The sequence below is a fragment of the Microcoleus sp. N3A4 genome (assembly GCF_036701805.1).
GTDB lineage: Bacteria > Cyanobacteriota > Cyanobacteriia > Cyanobacteriales > Microcoleaceae > Microcoleus.
The window spans coordinates 33197-54686 of the sequence record NZ_JAUBRJ010000021.1 but is presented as its reverse complement, the minus strand read 5'-3'; the positions used below and the strand labels follow the sequence as shown (position 1 = coordinate 54686).

The 21490-nt window shown below is 42.9% G+C and carries 9 protein-coding genes; 7 read left to right on the top strand and 2 right to left on the bottom strand.

Annotation, left to right across the window (positions count from 1 at the left end; all coding sequences use genetic code 11):
* Positions 1-19 precede the first annotated feature (19 nt).
* The 6 genes from QUA56_RS14660 (at position 20) to QUA56_RS14635 (ending at position 18438) form a co-directional block, all read left to right on the top strand.
* A complete protein-coding gene (locus tag QUA56_RS14660; RefSeq protein WP_333358817.1) occupies positions 20-2860 on the top strand; it encodes a type I polyketide synthase in 2841 nt (946 codons plus the stop codon).
* Between the two features lie 53 nt (positions 2861-2913).
* Positions 2914-8181 carry an amino acid adenylation domain-containing protein gene (locus QUA56_RS14655; RefSeq protein ID WP_333358734.1) on the top strand — a complete coding sequence of 1756 codons (5268 nt, stop codon included), beginning with the start codon at positions 2914-2916 and terminating at the stop codon, positions 8179-8181.
* Between the two features lie 58 nt (positions 8182-8239).
* Positions 8240-9913, top strand: coding sequence for a pyridoxal-dependent aspartate 1-decarboxylase PanP (gene panP / locus QUA56_RS14650; RefSeq protein ID WP_333358732.1), 1674 nt, complete (start codon positions 8240-8242; stop codon positions 9911-9913).
* A gap of 97 nt (positions 9914-10010) precedes the next feature.
* On the top strand, positions 10011-13286 hold the full coding sequence (locus QUA56_RS14645) for a beta-ketoacyl synthase N-terminal-like domain-containing protein (RefSeq protein WP_333358731.1): 3276 nt from the start codon (positions 10011-10013) through the stop codon (positions 13284-13286).
* A 170-nt stretch (positions 13287-13456) separates the two neighbouring features.
* Complete coding sequence (locus tag QUA56_RS14640; RefSeq protein ID WP_333358729.1) at positions 13457-17560, top strand: amino acid adenylation domain-containing protein; 4104 nt, start codon at positions 13457-13459, stop codon at positions 17558-17560.
* 620 nt (positions 17561-18180) lie between these two features.
* The gene (locus tag QUA56_RS14635; protein WP_333358727.1) at positions 18181-18438 is read left to right on the top strand and encodes a hypothetical protein; all 258 of its coding nucleotides are present in this window, start codon (positions 18181-18183) and stop codon (positions 18436-18438) included.
* A 90-nt stretch (positions 18439-18528) separates the two neighbouring features.
* On the opposite strand, the gene QUA56_RS14630 is transcribed toward QUA56_RS14635, so the two are convergent.
* On the bottom strand, positions 18529-19071 hold the full coding sequence (locus tag QUA56_RS14630; protein ID WP_333358725.1) for a hypothetical protein: 543 nt from the start codon (positions 19069-19071) through the stop codon (positions 18529-18531).
* Between QUA56_RS14630 and QUA56_RS14625 the strand changes: the two genes are divergently transcribed.
* Positions 19070-19195 (top strand): hypothetical protein, encoded by a 126-nt coding sequence (locus QUA56_RS14625; RefSeq protein ID WP_333358723.1) that lies wholly within the window; start codon positions 19070-19072, stop codon positions 19193-19195. The two genes, QUA56_RS14630 and QUA56_RS14625, sit on opposite strands and share 2 nt — an antisense overlap.
* Positions 19196-19204: 9 nt before the next feature.
* Here QUA56_RS14625 and QUA56_RS14620 read toward each other — a convergent pair.
* A partial coding sequence (locus QUA56_RS14620; protein ID WP_333358721.1) for a Calx-beta domain-containing protein occupies positions 19205-21490 on the bottom strand: 2286 nt, incomplete at its 5' end.

The following is a 21490-nucleotide window of genomic DNA, read 5'->3' as shown; positions in this document are numbered from 1 at the left end:
AGTTTTAGGAGAGAGCGAAATGGATAACTTGGAAGAACAAAGTGTGCTGGAACCAATTGCTATTATTGGGATGGCGGGTCGTTTTCCTGGGGCTAAAAATGTTGATGAGTTTTGGCTGAATTTGTGTGATGGAGTGGAGTCAATTTCATCGTTTAGTGATGAAGAATTGAGGGCTGCGGCCGTAGAAGAGAGTTGGCTGAATGACTCAAACTATGTGAAAGCTGGGTTCGTGTTGGATGATATCGAAATGTTTGATGCTTCGTTTTTTGGTATGCTGGCAAAAGAAGCTGAAATTACAGATCCGCAACATCGTCTTTTTTTAGAGTGTGCTTGGGAAGCTTTGGAAAACGCGGGGTATGACCCGGAACAATACGCAGGTTTGGCTGGTGTTTATGCAGGTGCTAACCTGAGTACATACCTGCTGAATAATATTCTTTCAAATCGCGATTTATTGCAATCTATGGGTTATTTGCCGCTGGGAATTGGCAATAATCAAGACTTTTTAGCTACTCGAATTTCTTATAAGTTGAATTTGAAAGGGCCGAGTATTAATGTTAATACGGCTTGTTCTACATCATTAGTTGCGGTTCATTCGGCTTGTCGGGGATTGTTGAGTTACGAATGCGATTTAGCTCTAGCTGGTGGTGTTTCAATTCAAGTTCCCCAAAAACAAGGTTATTTTTATCAAGAAAGTGGGATATTTTCTACCGATGCTCGCACTCGCGCTTTTGATGCCAAAGCAGGAGGAACTACTTTTGGCAATGGGGTGGGTATTGTTGTGCTTAAAAGATTAGAAGATGCTTTGGCGGATGGCGATCGCATAAATGCGGTTATTAAAGGTTCAGCTATTAATAATGATGGTTCCGCGAAAGTTAGTTATACAGCGCCCAGTGTTTCGGGTCAAGCTAAGGTAATTGCTCAGGCGCAAGCGATCGCTCGTTTCGCTCCTGAAACTATCACCTATATCGAAACTCACGGAACTGGTACTTCTTTGGGAGATCCGATCGAAATTAGAGCGCTGCAAGAAGTGTTTGAATCGCAAACTAAGAAAAAGGGCTTCTGCGCGATCGGCTCTGTAAAAACTAATGTCAGTCATTTGAATACAGCCGCCGGAATAACGGGATTAATCAAAACAGTTTTGGCGCTCAAACATCAGAAAATACCAGCCAGTTTGCACTTTGAAAAACCCAATCCCGAAATTGATTTTGCCAACAGTCCGTTTTATGTCAATACCACCCTCCGTGAATGGAAAACAGACAGAATGCCTCGTCGTGCGGGAGTCAGTTCTTTCGGCATTGGCGGTACTAATGCTCATGTCGTTTTGGAAGAATTTCCAAATCTAAAGGTAGCAGAGAACAAAGGGAGAAAGTATCAATTGTTGATTCTTTCTGCTAAAACAAGTTCGGCTTTGGAAACAGCAACGGCCAATTTAGGGGCACATTTAAAACAGCATCCCGACCTCAATTTAGCTGATGTGGCTTACACCCTGCTAGTCGGTCGTAAAGTATTCGATTATCGCCGAATGTTGGTATGTCAAACTATTGACGGTGCTGTACAATCGCTGACTCTGAAAACTGAGGAAAAAGGCAATAAAAAAATATTAATTCCCGATATTTCCTACTCCCACCACGAGGAGTCTGGTAATCGTCCTGTCGTGTTTATGTTTTCCGGTCAAGGGGTGCAGTACGCGAACATGGCGCGGGAACTTTACCAGACTGAACCTACTTTTACTCGTGCTATTGATGATTGTTGCGAACTCCTAATACCGCACTTGGGAATAGACTTGCGTACCGTTTTGTATCCAAGTGAAGTAGGGGAAGAAGAAGCCGCACAACAACTGAAACAAACTTATATTACTCAGCCAGTATTATTTATAATTGAGTACGCTTTAGCTCAGTTGTGGATGTCGTGGGGCGTGCTTCCTGAAGCTGCGATCGGTCACAGTATTGGCGAGTACGTTGCAGCAACTCTTGCTGGTGTGTTTTCCCTGGAAGATGCGTTGATATTAGTTGCTACTCGCGGGAAATTGATGCAGCAACTTCCTGCTGGTGCAATGCTGGCTGTACCTCTATCGGAACAGGAAATCGAACTAAGTGAAGAACTTTCTGTGGCTGTAATTAATGCACCATCTTTGTGTGTAGTTTCTGGTTCTATAAAAGCTGTTGACGAGCTGCAAAGTCATTTGATGGAGCTCGGTTTAGATTGTCGTCGATTGCATACTTCTCATGCTTTTCATTCTGCCATGATGGAACCCATTATCGAGCCTTTCATCGCCGAAGTTAGAAAAGTCAAACTAAAGGCTCCTCAAATTCCTTTCATGTCCAATGTAACTGGCACTTGGATTACTGAAATGGAAGCAACAGATCCGAATTATTGGGGGAAACATCTACGCCAAACGGTGCGTTTTGCTGACGGGATTGCTGAGTTGCTAAAAGAACCAAAGCGAATCCTGTTGGAAGTTGGCCCTGGACGCACTTTGAGTACATTTGCTAGAGATTGTTTGGAGGAAAATACTCAAACAATTGTACTTTCTTCGCTGCGTCATCCGAAAGATCGACAGTCGGATATAGCATTCTTGCTGAACGCATTGGGAAGACTTTGGCTAGCTGGCGTGTCGGTTAATTGGTCGGATTTTTATCGCCACGAGCGACGCGATCGCATTCCTTTACCCACTTATCCCTTTGAGCGAAAAAGATATTGGACTGAACCTTTTAATCCAGCAGTTCGTGAAAATAAATTCACAGAAGTAGATAATACAATCGAGGAGGAAAATGTAGGCGATCGCGAAATTGAAGAGATAATGGCTCAACAAATTGAGATTATCTCTCAACAACTAGATACGCTGAAAATGTATGGCTAGCTTTCATGCTTCATGGTTCATCTGACTAATAACTAATAATTAAGGAAATTCCCATGTCTGACTCCCAACTCAACCAAAAGCTGAATTCATCAATACATCCCTCGCAGACTGACAAAACCCTGTCAGTATTAAAAGAAATTGTCGGTAAAGCAATGGGAGTAAGCTCCTCTGAAATTGACGATCGGACTAATTTTCTAGAACTCGGTTTTGAGTCCGTGCAATTACTCCAAATAAATGGCGCAATTAAAAAAGCATTGGGTCTCAATATTTCTTTAAAAAGATTAATTGACAATAGCTCCACGATTAACGAATTAGCCGTCTACATATCTCAGCAAATGCCGTCGTTCGAGCCAACATTAACGCCCGATATGCCCGAAACAAATAACTCAAAACCAAAGAAAATAGCATCGCTATTGCCAGAAAAGCATCTCGACCGACAAACCGATAATACAGCTATCAAACGTTTGATGGCGCAGCAACTTGAGGTGATGTCCAAACAACTGGAATTTCTGCGCGAAAACATTTCACCAAAGCAGAAACAACCTACACGCATACCTACCGAAACTATCGAACAGGAACGCCAGAGAGAAATTCCAATTCCAAATCCAAAATCCAAAATCCAAAATTCCCCCAGTTCCGCCAATTTAACTCCACGCCAACAAGAACATTTAGACGCATTAATCGCACGGGTGATCGAACGCACTCAAGCATCGAAAAACTTGACGCAAAACGATCGCGTTCATCATGCTAATTCCAGATCGATAGTGGGATTTCGTCCCTCAATTAAAGAAATGGTATATCCTATCTATCCCCAAAGAAGTTCTGGTGCGAGAATTTGGGATATTGATGGGCATGAATATATAGATATGTCAATGGGATTTGGCGCACTTTTATTCGGTCATTCTCCATCTTTTATTATTGATGCAATTCAAGATTATGTTCACCAAGGAATACAACTTGGGCCACAATCAGCAATAGCCGGTAAAGCTGCTCAGTTAGTTTGCGAATTAACAGGTCAAGAAAGGGCTTGTTTTTGTAATGACGGCAGCGAAGCGGTAATGGGAGCAATTCGCATCGCTCGCGCCATTACAGGGCGCAAAAAAATTGTTTTTTTTGGAGGTTCCTATCACGGAAATTTGGATGAAGTTTTGGTCGCCGGAGTACCGAATGAAGAGGAAAATTTGCGTTCGATCGCGCTCGTTCCCGGTATTCCGCAACATAAAGTCGAACAAGTAATAGTTCTAGATTACGGAAATCCCAAATCGCTAGATATTATCAGAGCTCACGCCAGTGAATTAGCTGCTGTTTTGGTAGAGCCAATCCAAAGCGCCCAACCGGATTTGCAACCTAAAGAATTCTTGCATGAATTGAGACAATTAACTCAAGAAACGGGAATTGTTTTAATTTTCGATGAAGTGATTACCGGATTTCGGATGCACCCAGGCGGGATGCAAGCGTTGTGGAATATTCGAGCCGATATCACAACTTACGGTAAAGCAGTTGGTGGTGGGATGCCAGTCGGAGTAATTGCTGGTAAGGCTGCTTTTATGGACGCATTAGATGGTGGATTTTGGAGTTATGGAGATGCTTCTTATCCTGAAGTCGAAATTACTCACTTTGCAGGTACTTTTTTCAAGCATCCTCTCGTGATGGCTGCTACTTTGGCTGTACTCACCCACCTTAAGAATAGCGGCGCAAAACTGCAAGAAGAGTTAACTGCCAAAACCATAAAATTAGCCAACACGCTCAATACTTACTTCGAGCAAAAACAGTTACCGATTCAGGTAGTTCATTTTGGTTCTCTATTCCGTTTTGCTTATTCTCCCACCCTCAATTGGATGGATTTATTTTTCTATCACCTGCTAGAAAAGGGAATCTTTGCTTTAGAAAACAGGAGACTTTTCTTATCTACTGCTCATACTGATGCAGATATCGATCGGATGATTCAAGCAGTCAAGGAAAGTATAAGCGAAATGCAAGAAGGTGGATTTTTACCAGGGGAATCGGGAGTGGAGAATGGGAAAAAATCTTCCCGATCGCCGATCGCCAATCGCCAGTCTTCAATCCCTTTAACAGAAGCGCAAAAAGAACTTTGGGTAATGGCACAAATGGGAGAAAATGTCTCCCGCGCCTATAACCAATCAACGACAATTCATCTGCGCGGTTCGTTCAATTTGGCAGCAGCGCGTAAAGCAATTCAAGAAGTAGTCGATCGCCACGAAGCATTGCGAGCAACCTTTAGTCCGTCAGGAGATTATCAACAAATTAATTCGACTCTGACTATCAACATTCCGGTAGTGGATTTCTCGACTTTAGATAACAGCGATCGCGCCACACATTTAGAGGAATTTTTAGCAACAGAAGCACGACAAAATTTCAATCTTGAAACTGGTAATTTATTCCGCACCCAAATAGTCAAATTAGAAGAACAACATCATCTTTTAGTTCTTACAGTTCATCACATTATTGCTGATGGTTGGTCGTTGGGAGTTTTGCAACAAGAACTAACTGCAATTTACACAGCAGAATGTCAAGCGATCGCACATCAACTCCCACAACCAATGCAGTTAAGCGAATACGTTCAATGGGAAGCAAGCCAGCAGGAAAGTCCAGAAATGGCAAAAGCTGAGGCTTATTGGTTGCAGCAATTTTCCAGTTCAGTTCCGGTATTAGAATTGCCAACCGATCGTCCGCGACCATCAGTTAATCGCTACGTCGGTACTCGACAAACTTTCACGCTGGATAAAACTTTTTATGGCGCTTTGAAACACGAAAGTATCAAGTTTAAAAGCACCTTATTTACAACTGTTTTGGCTGGATTTTTGGCGTTACTTCACCGATTGACAGGTCAGGACGATATCGTTATTGGTATCCCTTCAGCCGGACAATTATCTGTTGAAGGTGAATATCTTGTCGGTCACTATGTGAATTTATTGCCTATCCGCAGTCAAGTTGTGGAAAACCCGACATTCACGGAATATTTAAGTTCAATAAAACAGGTTTTATCCGATGCTTATGACCATCAAAATTATCCGTTTATTAGGTTGGTTAAAAAACTAAACCTGCCAAGAGATACAAGTCGTCCACCTTTAGTGACAATACTGTTTAACTTGGACAGACATCTGGCTGCCTCAGAGTCTTTTAGCCGAAAATTCGAGTTTGTCAGAAATCCCACCTATTCTTCCATCTCGGATATTTTTCTGGATATTCACCAACAAAATGACGAACTTGTAGTCGATTGTGAATACAACACCGACTTATTTGACTCGCAAACTATTGAACGGTGGATGAAACATTGGCAAACTTTGTTAGAAAGCATTGTTACTAATCCAGAACAGCGAGTTGGGGATTTACCTTTACTGAAGTCAGACGAACTAAAACAGTTGTTGGTGGAATGGAATGATACTCAAACTGACTATCCTCAAAACTACTGCATTCACGAACTTTTTGAAGCGCAAGTAGAACGCACGCCGGATGCTGTGGCGGTGATGTTTGGAAACCAAAATTTGACTTATCGGGAACTGAATGCTAAGGCTAATCAACTAGCACATCACCTGCAAAAATTGGGGGTAAATTCAGAAGTAATGGTGGGGATTTGTTTAGATAGATCCCTCGATCAGATTGTCGGAATTTTGGGTGTTCTCAAAGCAGGTGGCGCATACCTACCCCTCGATCCGAATTATCCCCAAGAACGACTGGCTTTCATGTTGTCGGATACTCAATTGTCGGTGGTGATTACTCATTCGTCATTAGTTAAAAACTTTGCCAAAATGACTGTCATCTCCTTGGATACTGACTGGGAAATTATCCAGCAAGAAAGCCGAGAAAATCCTGTCAGTCGTTCTACAATTGATAATTTGGCTTATGTCATTTATACCTCTGGTTCGACGGGGAAACCTAAAGGAGTTTTAGGTTTGCATAGAGGCGCTGTCAATCGCTTTCATTGGATGTGGCAAACTTATCCTTTTAAACGAGAAGATGTTTGCTGTCAAAAAACATCTTTAAACTTTGTAGATTCTGTTTGGGAGATTTTTGGGCCGTTACTGCAAGGAATACCGACGATTATTGTAAGCGATCGCATTCTCAAAGACCCTCACCAGTTCGTAGAAACTCTCGCTAACAATAAAGTGACGCGACTTGTCTTGGTTCCTTCTTTACTGCGGTTACTTTTAGATACGTTTGCTGACTTGCAAAAACGGCTACCAAAATTGAATTTTTGGGTAACGAGTGGAGAGGCACTTTCGGTAGAATTATTGCAAAAGTTTCGGCAGATTTTACCTGAGAGTACGCTGTTAAATCTTTACGGTTCCTCGGAAGTTTCTGCTGATGTCACTTGCTACAGTAGCAGTCCGCAAGATCGAGCTAATTCGCACGTTTCTATCGGCCGTGCGATCGCGAACACCCAAATCTATGTCCTCGACCGAAACTTACAACCTGTTCCCATTGGCGTACCTGGTGAACTGTATGTCGGTGGCGCAGGATTGGCGGGAGGTTATCTCAATCGTCCCGAATTAACATCTGAGAAATTCATTGCTAATCCATTAGCGATCGTTCGCGATCGACGATCGAAACTATACAAAACTGGCGATCAGGTTCGCTATTTACCAGATGGCAATTTGGAATTTCTCGGACGCATCGATAACCAAGTCAAAATTCGCGGTTTCCGAATAGAATTAGGAGAAATTGAAGCGGTACTAGCTCAACATCCATCTGTGCGACAGGTAATAGTTTTGGCTAGGGAAAATGAAACCGATAATCAGCAATTGGTGGCTTATATCATATCCGATTCAGAACAGCCGATCGCAGTCAGCGAACTTCATCGCCTGCTGCAAGAAAAGCTGCCTAACTATATGATACCATCTGCTTTCGTGATGTTAGAAAATCTGCCATTACTACCCAATGGTAAAGTAGACCGTCGAGCGCTACCAGCACCAGAACAAGCGCGTCCTAAATTGGAAGCAGCCTATCAATCACCCCGAACGGAAATAGAACAAAGCATTGCTGCTATTTGGCAAAAATTCCTTCATTTGGAGGAAGTAGGTATTCACGATAACTTCTTCGATTTGGGCGGTGATTCATTGCTCTTAGTTCGCGTTCACAGCCAAATGCAAAAAATATTTCAGCGAGAGTTTTCTTTAGTTGGAATGTTTCAATATCCAACCATCGGCTACTTAGCTGAATATTTAATTCAGGAGGAAAACAAACAGCGATCGCCTGCAAATAATTCTCAACCATCTATAACCCCAACAGATTCCATCAACCGCCGCCGACAAGTCAGACAAGAACATCGAGCAGCAAGACAAAGCAGAGAGCAGTCTTAGAAGCTAATTTTAGATGTCGAATTTCCAATAGCTTTCAACCCAAATTAAGTAGGAAAAAATGATGCTAAACCAACAAAAAATGCTGAAACTCAAAACCTCCTTTGACACCGAAAACACGAGCCAATACAATGTCAAACAAAAAACGATCGAACTATTTGCTCCATCCACGCTTACTGCCTCTATAGAAGAAACGATCGAGATGCAAATTAACGCTGTAACTCGCGATTTCTTAGCCAACATCAAAACCAACAGCGATATTGATTTTCAAGCGTTAACACAAAACTTTTGCGATCCTAAAATTCCCATTGAGCCCGCTAATTTTGAAAGCTACCTGGAATATTTATCCAGCAACGTAATTAGCCATTCAATTCACACATCATCGCCGCGATTTATCGGTCACATGACTGCCGCACTTCCCCATTTCGTGCAGCCTCTAGCTAAACTGATGACGGCGATGAATCAAAACGCCGTAAAAATAGAAACTGCTAAAGCTTTCAGTCCTTATGAACGTCAAGCTTTGGCGATGATTCATCAACTGATTTACAACTTTGGCGATCGCTTTTACGCCCAGCATATTCAAAACAGCGAGAGTACATTAGGAATTTTGCTTTCTGGAGGTACTACAGCGAATATCACCGCACTTTGGTGTGCCAGAAATACTTCTTTAGGGCCAAAAGATGACTTTCCCGGTATAGAAAAGGAAGGTTTAACAGCCGCCTTAGATTATTATGGCTACAAAGGTGCGGTAGTAATCGGGTCGGATTTAATGCACTACTCGTTTGAAAAAGCCGCCGACTTGTTAGGTATCGGTACGCGAGGTTTGATTAAAATTAAGAGCGATCGCAACAATCGAATTAATATCTCAGCGCTTCGTCAAGCCGTTGCAGATTGTCGCAACCAAAACAAGCATATTATCGCGATCGTGGGCATTGCTGGCACTACAGACTCAGGTGGAGTCGATTGTCTTTCCGATATGGCGGAGATTGCAAAAGAAGCGAAAGTTCATTTCCACGTCGATGCAGCTTGGGGTGGGCCACTGATTTTTTCCCAACAACATCGAAATAAAATTGTTGGGATCGAACGCGCTGATTCGGTGACGATTGATGGACATAAACAAATGTACTTGCCAATGGGTATTGGGATGGTCTTTTTGCGCGATCCGAGCATAGCACAAGCGATCGAAAAAAATGCCAGTTATACCATGCGTAAAGGTTCATTCGATTTAGGTAAACGCGCTTTGGAAGGTTCTCGACCGGGAATGGCATTATTCCTTCATGCTGGGCTAAACTTAATTGGAGTGAAAGGATATGAATTTTTGATTGATGAAGGAATTCGTAAAACTCAATATATGGCCGAGCGCATCCGCAGTCTACCTGAATTTGAGTTGTTAGCACAACCGGATATTAACCTTTTAATTTACCGTTATATACCGGAGTCATTGCGAGAGAGTGCGGCTAAAAATCAGTTAAATGAAAGTGAAAATCAGTTAATCGATCGATTTAACGAACAACTTCAAAAAGCCCAGCGCCAAGCAGGTCGTACTTTTATTTCGCGGACAACTAAAACCACGATCTGTTCTGGAAAAGAAATTCCGATGGTAGCATTGCGGGCGGTGATTGCTAATCCACTTACCACTGAAGATGATATCGATGCAGTTTTAAACGACCAGATCGAGATTGCTTTAGAGATTTCGATGTCTAATTCTCTAGAAACTGCTGAGAATGTAGCATAACTCGCAGCACGCCTTGGAGGTAGAACCTCCCGCACCTCGTTTCCAGGTTCTACCTGGAAACGAGAATAAAGTTAAAAATAAATGGTTGAGTATTCTCATGAATAATCTAAGTGAATTAAATCGTTTTGATGGCAAAGATGAAATCGCGATCGTCGGGATGGCAGGTCGTTTTCCCGGTGCAAAAGATGTCGAAATCTTTTGGCAAAACTTACGAGATGGCGTAGAATCAATTTCTTTTTTCACAGATGAAGAACTCATATCTACAGGTACAGATACAGCCGTATTCAATGACCCCAAATATGTCAAAGCAGGCTCCGTACTGGAAGATATAGAACTATTTGACGCGGCATTTTTCGGCTTTACACCTAGAGAAGCTGAAATAGCAGATCCCCAGCAACGTCTGTTCCTAGAATGTGCTTGGGAAGCGCTAGAAAATTCTGGCTACAATTCAGATACTTACCCCGGTCAAATCGGTTTGTTTGCGGGTGTAACTCTGAGTAGTTACTTATTTTACAATCTATATCCCAATCGAGATTTAATAGAATCAATCGATCCGTTCCAAGTGTTAATTGGAAATGATAAAGACCACATAACCACGCAAACTTCTTACAAATTAAACCTTAAAGGGCCGAGCATTAACATTCAAACCACCTGTTCTACCTCATTAGTTGCAGTTCACTTAGCTTGCCAAAGTTTGCTGAATGGTGAAAGCGATATTGTGTTAGCTGGTGGTGTTTCAATTCAATTGCCACAAAACACAGGTTATCGCTATCAAGAAGGAGGAATAAACTCTCCTGATGGACATTGCCGAGCTTTCGATGCAAATGCTCAAGGAACTATTTTTGGTAGCGGTTTGGGTATTGTCGTATTGAAACGATTAGAAGATGCTATAGCTGACGGGGATTGTATTCATGCAGTCATTAAAGGTTCCGCAATTAATAACGACGGTTCTTTAAAAGTTGGTTACACAGCCCCCAGTGTAGAAGGTCAAAGGGAGGTGATTTTAGAAGCACTTGCTTTAGCTGGAGTGGAGTCCGAAACTATTAGTTATATTGAGGCGCATGGAACGGGAACTTCCTTGGGAGATCCGATCGAAATTGAAGCTTTAAACCAAGCTTTTCGTACCAACACCGATCGGAATAATTTTTGTGCGATCGCTTCGGTTAAAACTAATGTCGGGCATTTGAATACGGCGGCTGGTATAACAGGTTTAATCAAAACTATTCAAGCACTTAAACACAAACAAATACCTGCCAGTTTGCATTTCCAAGAACCCAATCCTCAGATAGATTTTGCCAACAGTCCCTTTTACGTTAATACTACGTTGTCGGAATGGAAAACTAACGGAAATCCGCGTCGTGCAGGAGTCAGTTCTTTCGGAATTGGCGGAACAAATGCTCATATAATTTTAGAAGAAACTCCTGCCCTTGAAGCTTCTAGTTCCTCACGTCCTTGGCAGTTATTGCTACTCTCAGCAAAAACCAATACAGCATTAGAAACTGCAACTGCGAATTTAGCCAAACATTTACAACAGCATCCAGACTTAAATATTACTGATGTTGCCTACACATTGCAAGTCGGTCGTCGGACTTTTGAACATCGCCGAATGGTAGTTTGTCACGATATTGAAGATGCCCTGAATGCGCTAACTAATGTAGATACGCAACGAGTTTTTACGCACTACCAAAAGCCCTCTCACCGTCCGATCGTATTCATGTTTTCTGGACAAGGCGCACAATATGTAAATATGGGGCGAGAACTTTACGAAGTTGAGCCGACATTTAGAGAACAAATAGATATTTGTTCGGAAATTCTCAAACCTCATTTAGGTATCGATCTGCGTTCAATTCTCTATCCCAGCGAAGCACAAACCGCAGAAGCTTCTCAGCAATTACAACAAACTGCAATTACCCAACCCGCTATGTTTGTTGTTGAATACGCGATCGCCAAGTTGTGGATACAATGGGGAGTGAATCCCGTAGCGCTAATTGGACACAGTATTGGCGAATATGTAGCTGCTACTTTAGCAGGTGTTTTATCCCTAGAAGATGCCTTATTTCTAGTAGCAATTAGAGGTAAATTGATGCAGCAATTGCCCTCTGGAAGTATGCTCGCCGTGCCACTTCCAGAACAAGAGGTTCAGCCATTTTTGGGCAAAGAACTTTCTTTGGCAGCAATTAACGCGCCATCCTCGTGCGTCGTTTCAGGCTCGACAGAAGCGATTGAAACATTGCAAAATCAGTTAAATTCTCAAGCTATAGACTGTCGCCTCCTACAGACATCTCATGCCTTTCATTCTGAGATGATGCAACCGATTGTGGAACAGTTTGCACTTGCTATTAAAAAAGTGAAGCTGAATTCGCCCCAAATTCCCTTTATTTCCAACGTAACTGGCACCTGGATTACAGAAAATGAAGCCACAAATCCCAGCTATTGGAGCAAACATCTGCGCCAAACAGTGAGATTTTCTGCGGGAATTTCCGAGTTGTTGAAACAGCCGGAAGCAATATTTTTAGAAGTTGGGCCGGGACGGACTTTAACCTCGTTAACTAAGCGGCATTTAGAACCTGATGCCAAACATCTCGTGCTAACTTCCTTACGCCATCCTCAAGAACAACAATCCGATGTTGCCCTATTATTAAACGCATTAGGTCGGCTTTGGATGGCAGGTGTAAAGATAGATTGGTCTGGGTTTTATACCCACGAATCGCGTCATCGTCTCCCCCTACCCACCTATCCTTTCGAGCGCCAACGTTACTGGATCGATGCCAAATCGCCATCCTTATCTGGGAGTAACAACTCAACAACATCCGACCAAAAAGATCGATGGTTAGTGTTTGTTGATGAATCTGGTGCAGGTTCCCAATTACTTAATAAATTGGAACAAAAAGGTCAAAATGTAATTACGTTAAAGTTAGGAGAACAATTTGCTAAACTCAGCGAAGGAATTTATACCATTAATCCCCAAAACCAAGACGATCTTGATGCTTTACTTGCAGAACTAATCCCGGATACAAAATCATCTCAGCCAACAGATTCTTCCCCACGCTATTTAAGACCTAGCCTCGGTAATTCGTATGTTCCTCCTACTAACGACTTAGAACAACAAGTTGCCGAAATGTGGCAAGAAGTTCTCGGTATTAAACAAGTCGGTATTCACGATAATTTCTTCGAGTTAGGGGGAGATTCACTCATCGCCACCCAATTAGTTTCGCGATTGCGATCGCACTTCCCAGTCGAACTACCACTGCGCGATCTTTTACTTCAAGCATCCACTGTCGCTAAACAAGCAGAAACCATCGACGAACTTCTTCTAGAAAAAATTGCCGAATTATCTGAAGAGGAAGTTGAAGCTTTTTTGGCTAGTCAATAAAAGTCTGTACAGCCCTTCTCAGGTATATGAGGTATGACTGGTAAATTCGTAATTGGAGTTGTTAGGCGCTTACCTCATTTACTACCCAGGATAAGAGGGCTAAAGCCCAACTACGTGCCTTTTTAAATATCTGCGTTCATCTATTCTTCATCTGCGGTTAAATTAAAATCATGGAAAACTCAACCTCTAATCTATCAGCAACCAAAAAAGCCCTTCTGGAAAAATGGAAGACAGGGAAGTTGAGAAATTATGCTATTCCTAAGCGATCGGACTCTAATCGTATTCCCTTATCTTTTTCCCAGCAAAGACTCTGGTTTATCGATCGACTTTATCAAGGAAGTTCCTTCTATAATATTCCGACAGCGATTCATTTAAAGGGAATGCTTGATGTGACGGCGCTTAAGCAAAGTCTTAACGAAATTATGAAGCGTCACGAAGCTTGGAGGACAAGTTTTGTAATAGTAGATAAGCAACCATTTCAGGCGATCGCCTCTGAATCTACCTGGGAATTACCGATCGTCAACCTCGAACATTTATCGGGCAAAAATTGGGATGTTGAAGTTCAAAAAATAGCGATCGAGGAAGCTAAAAAACCCTTTGATATATCCCAAGCGCCTCTGGTACGGGCAACTTTGCTGCGTCTAAGCGAAACAGAACATATTTTCCTTTTGACCATGCACCACATCGTCTCCGATGGATGGTCTATATCAGTGTTCGCGGGGGAATTGGCAACGCTGTATGCGGCGTTTTCCACAGGTCAATCTCCGTCATTACCGGAACTTCCCATCCAGTATGCAGATTTTGCAATTTGGCAGCGCGATCGCTTGCAAGGTGAAATACTCGCTACCCAACTCAATTACTGGAAGCAACAACTAGGCGGTGATTTACCTGTATTGCAATTGCCTGTAGATCGTTCTAGACCTACTATTACCACATTTAATGGTGCAAAGCAATACTTTACTTTTTCCAAAAGTCTAACAGAGGCACTAAGTAAATTAAGTCAGCAAGAAGAAGTCACTTTATTTATGACTTTGCTGGCGGCTTTTAATACTTTACTTTACCGCCATTCTGAGCAAGAAGACATCCTCATAGGTTCTTCAATTGCCAATCGAAATCAAGCCGAACTCGAACAAATACTTGGCTTATTTGTCAATACATTGGTGATGCGAAATGACCTCAGCGGCGACCCAAGTTTTCGGACGCTTTTGAGTCGGGTACGCGGGGTGACTCTCGACGCTTACGCACATCAGGATTTGCCTTTCGAGAAGCTAGTAGAGGAATTGCAACCCGATCGAGATTTAAGCCGAAATCCTTTGTTTCAGGTCATGTTTGTGCTGCAAAATACGCCTAATTCCGAGCGAGAGATGGCTGGGTTAAGTTTGCGTAGTTTAGAGTTCGATAGTGGCACATCTCAGTTTGACATTTTCCTGTCAATCGGTGAATCTAAAGAAGGATTAACTGGATTTTTAGAGTACAGTACCGACTTATTTGATGCGGCAACAATTACAGGACTAATCGACAATTTTCAAACCTTACTGGAAAGCATCGTTGCTAATCCCGATCGCCAAATTTCTGAATTACCAATCCTAACTGCAAAACAGCGAGAACAACTGTTATTGGAGTGGAATAACACTCGAACGACTTATCCGGAAGATGCCTCTCTCCATCAATTATTTGAACGGCAAGTAGAGCATTTTCCCGATAGTTTAGCATTAATCGATCGGTCAGAAAAAGTAACCTATGGAGAACTCAACCAAAAGGTCAATCAACTTGCCCATTATTTACAAAAATTGGGAGTAACAACCGAAACTTTGGTCGGCATTTGTCTGGATCGATCGGTGGAAATGATAGTTGGAATTCTGGCGATCCTGAAAGCTGGCGGTGCTTACATTCCTCTCGATCCAAATTATCCAGTCGATCGTCTTTCTTTCATGGTTTCTGATTCCCAAGTTTCATTAGTCATCAGTCATTCATCATTACGCGATCGCTTTCAACAAATACAGGTGATCTGTCTAGATAATGACTGGGAAATTATCGATCGAGAAAGTCAAGCAAATCCTGCTATCACATCTAAAAGTGACAATCTTGCTTACGTAATCTACACTTCTGGTTCGACTGGAACTCCCAAAGGCGTTCTCGGCACTCACCGAGGTACAGTTAATGGGTTACACTGGTTGTGGAAAACTTATCCCTTTGAAAGTGAAGAGATTTGTTGTCAGAAAACAGCTATTAGTTTCGTAGATTCAGTCTGGGAAATTTTTGCTCCATTACTCCAAGGAATTCCCACCGTTATCATCCCAGATTCAATTGTCAAAGACACTAAACTATTTCTAGAAACGCTCGATCGCCATCACGTTACGCGAGTCATACTTGTTCCTTCCTTGCTGCGGTTAATTCTAGATACTTACGGTAATTTAACCCAAAAATTGTCGAACTTGAAACTTTGGATAACCAGTGGAGAAGCACTACCTCTCAACTTAGCGCGATCGTTCCCAAAATTGCTCCCATCTGCCAAACTGATTAACCTTTACGGTTCATCTGAAGTTTCTGCCAACGCCACTTACTACGATACAAGTTTATTACCAGAAAAAGCAACTAGCGTTCCGATCGGTCATCCAATTGATAACACTCAAGTTTACATATTCGATCGTCATTTACAACCAACGACCGTGGGAGTCTGCGGTGAATTGTACATCGGTGGCGATGGATTGGCGAAAGGTTATTTGAATCGTCCTGAACTAACTGAAGAACGGTTTATCGATAACACCTTTGTATCGGGAACTAAGCTTTACAAAACTGGTGATTTAGCGCGTTATTTGCACGACGGTAATCTTGAATATTTAGGCCGCCGTGACGAACAAGTAAAAATCCGAGGTTTCCGAGTAGAATTGGCCGAAATTGAAAGTGCGATCTTGCAACATCCAGATATTCGAGAATCTGTTGTCATTATCCGCGACGATACACAAGGCGATAAACATCCGATCGCTTACATCGTAACAGATGAACCAAACTTAGTTTCACAATTGCACGGTTACTTACAAGAGAAACTACCGGATTATATGATACCGTCTGCTTTTGTGGTGTTAGATGCGATACCGCTAACACCCAATGGGAAAGTAGATAAGCGATCGCTTCCAACTGATAATCTGATCCGCTCGAACTCCACAAAATCCTTCGTTTCGCCCAGAAATATTTCCGAATTAGGTTTGGTAAAAATTTGGGAAAATCTTCTAGCTATTAACTCAATTGGAGTTACAGATAACTTCTTCGAGTTGGGAGGTCACTCCTTTTTAGCTGTACGCTTAATGGCTCAAATTTACGAGCGGTTTGGACACAACCTTCCCCTATCTATTTTGTTTGAAAACCCAACAATTGAAAAACTCGCTAAAATTGTCAGTCAACCAACAAATTTGAGTTCTGGTTCCCCGCTGGTAGCTCTTAATTCTTCCGGTTCGAGGACTCCTTTCTTTTGCGTACACGCCGCCGGAGGAGACATCCTTGCTTACCTAAACTTGGCAGACAAAATCGGTGGAGAACAACCATTTTACGCTTTGGAACAGTCTCCCAGTTCCGTAGAAATTGAAGCTAAGTCAGTAGAAGAAACAGCAGCTTATTACCTCCAAGAAATTCGCACAGTGCAACCGGAAGGACCATATCTTTTAGGAGGTTGGTGTTTTGGTGGTGTGGTTGCTTTTGAGATGGCGCAACAACTACAAAAACAAGGTCAAAAAGTAGACTTGCTAGTGGTAATTGACGCTATATTGCCAGAAATAGTTATTCAACCAACAAAGGATGATGATGCTAAATTTTTACTCCGGTTAGCTGAATCAATTAAAAACTGGTTCGGCATCGATTTTTCAGTCTCTTACGACGAAATGCGATCGCTATCATTAGATGAGCAATTTCAGTTATTGAATAGAAAGGCAAACTTCATCGTCAGCGACACGGAGATGACGCAGCATATTCGCGATTACAAGGTTTTTAAATCTCACGTTCAAGCCATGCGAGATTACGTTCCCCAGGTTTATCCCCACAAAATTACGCTGTTTCGAGCTAGTGATAAAATTGAGCATGATTTTGATAGTCGGGAGTTCCATAGCGATGACTTATTCTTAGGTTGGGGCAAATGTTCCCAGCAAGCGATCGAGGTTATTGAAGTTCCGGGAAATCATTTCTCCATGTTCGCTGAACCTCACGTGCAAAAATTAGCCCAACAGTTGAAATGTTGTCTCGATCGAATGGTTAATGGCGGAATTAACCTTAATGGCACTTGAACAAAAAATTAGGTTCTGGGGGCGAAGAATCGCCATTAGCGGTTGCTGTATAAGTTTCATAGCCTTCAGAACCCGCTGATAAAATACCCGCTTATTGCGAACGATAGCAATCATTTCTACTAGGCGTATAAATAGCGAAGACACTGTTGGCAAATTCAGAAAAGACCTATGTGAGGTTAGTCAGTTCAGGAATAAAGCGATTAACGGGACTTAAACAAATTTCAAGCCCAAACAGAGCATCGAACTTGCTATGTGTAAGGCGAATACGTCACCATTATCTTGCAGCCAACCGACAAATCGATAAAATATAGCTGTTCTAAAAGCTGACAAGGCAGAGCGTAAATGTTTTCAAAGGTTTGTTAGCCCAACGCCTTTTAATAAAAAAATCGCTTTGGCAATTAGGACATTCCATACTTTTGCCTCTGAAATTTATGTTGATTTAATATATTAAACCATTACTGTGCATCACTACCAAATATTTTTATTTTTTAGAACTATATTTGACCTAGATGTGAATTTTATAAGCTAAAAAAGTAGGAAAAAAGAGGAAAAAACAGCAGATTTTTTACTTTTTATACCTCCTATTTCCTACTTGTATCCTCACAACAGGAGTAAGCCAGTTGGTGCAGAAGTGCAGGGAAATGGTTAAGCGATCGCTCTTTCATTTTCCTGTAAATAAAAGAGCGAGAAAAATCCACGACTCCACCTTCAATTCAACTTACCAGTTATACCCCGGTGGAATGTTGTTTGGCGGATTAGGATTAGAAACTGGTGGCACAGAAGTTGGTGGTACAGAAATTGATGGAGTAGGATTTGGCGGCACAGAATTTGGTGCATTTCCTCCCAACCAAGGAGGAGTGCTAGAATTTCTCGGTTGACAATTACCACATAGACGACGCATCAATTACCCACAGAATTAACTAATAGAGAATAACAAAGTTAGTAAGAGCGATCGCCTTCAATTGAACTTACCAGTTATACCCAGGTGTAGAGTTGTTGTGCGGATTAGAATTGGGAGGATGTGAGATAGGCGCAGAAGAGGAATTATTCGGGGCTAATTCAGAAGAACAGGGTTGACTTCCGGCTGCTTCTACTTGAACTTCTGCTGTTCGCTGCAACCTCATTTTTCTATTAGAATTTCGACCTGTCTTATCTTGCTCTGTTAAATCAATTGTATTTCCATCTGCGCTAAAGCTTCCTATGTATGAGTAGTGGAAGTCAGTGCTACTGCCTGGATTATTAAATTTACATTCAAACTGAAATTGATTGCCTGACAGGGTAGCTTGCTGTGTATAGTCACCCGTAGGATAAGATAAAAGAAGATTTAACACATTACCATTTTGAATGACCTCCATTCTTTGGCTACCACGTTTCTGTCCTGACTCTAACCAGTGACCTGTTAAGGATAATTGCGCGAGAGTTGTTACTGATAAAGTTTGCAGTAACAATGCTCCTGCTGTCACTGGTATCAGACTCGCGATCGCGCTGATGAAAAACTTTTGATTCCTCATGGTTAACCTCACAAGAGAATGGCTAATTTACAGATTGGGAAAGTTTGGAGAGATCCTGTTTTTTGAGAAAGGCGATCGCGCTGGGAAATGGAGAGGCGATCGCCTAGATCGCAAATCTATCTGATGATTAGATTCAGATAATGGTAAAGTTTGCGGCTGTCAAGGAAACATCATGGAAGATGGTAATTTCGTTTCCTGAGCTGAGGGTGATTTCAGAAAAAGTGGCAAATTGGTTAGCTTGTGTTAAAATCTGGTTTACACTCAGCCCAAAACTAGCAGATACCTGAATCTTGTCATCAGCTACGACAAAACTATTAATAGTATCCAATCCACTTGCCCCGTCAAAGATAAATGTATCTCGACCAGCTTCACCCAAAAGTGCGTCATTCCCACCGCCACCGTTAAGGAAATCATCGCCAATTTGACCGAAGAGGTTATCATTCCCGTCGCCACCATTAAGGGAATCATTACCTTCTTGTCCTTGCAGTGTGTCGTTACCAGCACTGCCAAGTAGAGTATCATTCCCAACTTGACCAAAGAGGTCATCATTCCCGTCGCCACCGTCAAGGGAATCATTGCCATTCCCTCCTTGCAGTAAGTCATTGCCAGCTAAACCGCTAATAGTGTCACCAAGTTCTTCCCCGTTGAGAGTGTCATTCCCCGCAGTACCGACAATCGCTGCTTGGGGGCCGACAGTAAATGACCAAGTGTAGGTTTTACCGTTGGCTGTAATTGAGGCAGTATAAGTCTCCCCAGGCAGCAACGGATCGCGCGGAATCAATACAACTGCATCTCGCGAGTCAAGAATACCCCGTCCCACCTCTTGATCGTTCTTGGCTTGAGACTTAGGCCCGTAAATCTGGGCCGTCCCGTTGTTTGGATTGACGTAATTAGTTTCATCAAACACAGCGTGAGCGAGTTGTGTGCCGCCCCGCGAGAATGAGTGAGCAGTAACATTAGGAGTAACGTTTCCACTCCCCAACTGCAAGAGTAATGGCAAACCCGCAGGAGAAGTGTACGGAGGGTTGCCTGTGCCAGTCAGCGCATCGGGATACTCTGCGAGAAAACTGCGTATAGAAGCAGGAATTGTTTGACCGTTGCCTGGCCACATAATGGGAAACTGCACTGATGAGGGAAGGCTGCCGTATTCAAGCGGAAGCGTAGCAGCAGCCTCAATTCCGCCGTCTGCTTCCCGGTAAGCGCCAAAACCAACCTCAGTCAGACGCGGATCGAGCATTCCCAGTGCGTGGAAAGGTATCGATATCAATCGCTCGATCGCGCCTACATCAGTTTTGCCACTACTTACATTACCGTTCATACCAGCTTTTAAACCTTCAGGGGTGTAAAACTGATTCCCTGGCTCTTCGTAGTGCGTGAGTTCGTTGTTTTTCACGCCGTAGCGGGAGTGTGCTACAGCACCCTCTCTCCAAGTTGGGTTCTCTCTGACTGGTGGCAAGTCGGCTGCGGTGCGATGGAAATTAAGAGTAGACAGCCATTCCGGTTGTGTATCATTATCGACTATTGCCAAAGTTGCGTTACTCTGTGTCCCCAAAGTTCCCCCACCAGTAGGGTTTTTCAAGGTCATGGTCAGAGTTTCATTGGGGTCATAGGCAGTATCGTCGAGGATAGGAACCTGAATCGTTTTGGGCGCGGTGTCTCCCGCAGCAAAATTTACGGTTGTGGGAGTGGTGCTGTAGTCGCCCGATCCAAATTTAGCTGTACCGTTAGAGAGACTAACGACAGCACCAACCGCCCCATCACTGCTACCTGTGCGGGTAACAGTCACAGCGGTGACAGGCGTTCCATCTTCGTTGACAGTATAAGTGGCAGCACTAAATTGCAAGCTACCTGCTGGTGGTGTAACTGGGGTGGGAGGAGTTGGCGTTGGCGAAGTTGGTGTGGGTGTTGGCGAAGTTGGTGTTGGCGGGGTTGGTGTTGGCGGGGTTGGTGTTGGTGTCGATACAGAGGGTGTCTGCGTCACTGCGAGATTGTAGTTTGTATTGCCCTCATAACTCTTGACCCAAATAAAGTATTTACCGGGTTCGGAAATGCCTTGAATTTTCTCAGAAGTTGTACCAAGTTCACCGGAGAAACCAAGTATCTCAAAACTGTTGAAACCGTCGCTATTATCGACCACTCCATTGCCGTTTGTGTCCTCAACGAATAGCAAATCTGCATCTGCACTCAAATCGGTAAGAGTGATAGTGAGTTCGCTGGGCACAGTGACGTTCAAGCTGTGGAAGTCATCAATGTCAGCAGATCCCACAAAGTCGTTAAAGGTTTGAGTGCCATTGAAAGTGCCAATGTCTCGTGCTGTGGATAGGGTGTTTCCAGCTAAGTCTGTTGGTGTGGGTGTAGTTGGTGTGGGTGTAGTTGGTGTGGGTGTAGTTGGTGTGGGTGTAGTTGGTGTGGGTGTAGT

Excerpts from the sequence above, each read along its gene's own strand:
- QUA56_RS14640 (WP_333358729.1), top strand. The coding sequence starts at position 13,457 with ATGGAAAACTCAACCTCTAATCTATCAGCAACCAAAAAAGCCCTTCTG.
- QUA56_RS14655 (WP_333358734.1), top strand. The coding sequence starts at position 2,914 with ATGTCTGACTCCCAACTCAACCAAAAGCTGAATTCATCAATACATCCC.
- panP (WP_333358732.1), top strand. The coding sequence starts at position 8,240 with ATGATGCTAAACCAACAAAAAATGCTGAAACTCAAAACCTCCTTTGAC.
- QUA56_RS14630 (WP_333358725.1), bottom strand. The coding sequence starts at position 19,071 with ATGAGGAATCAAAAGTTTTTCATCAGCGCGATCGCGAGTCTGATACCA.
- QUA56_RS14625 (WP_333358723.1), top strand. The coding sequence starts at position 19,070 with ATGGTTAACCTCACAAGAGAATGGCTAATTTACAGATTGGGAAAGTTT.
- QUA56_RS14645 (WP_333358731.1), top strand. The coding sequence starts at position 10,011 with ATGAATAATCTAAGTGAATTAAATCGTTTTGATGGCAAAGATGAAATC.
- QUA56_RS14660 (WP_333358817.1), top strand. The coding sequence starts at position 20 with ATGGATAACTTGGAAGAACAAAGTGTGCTGGAACCAATTGCTATTATT.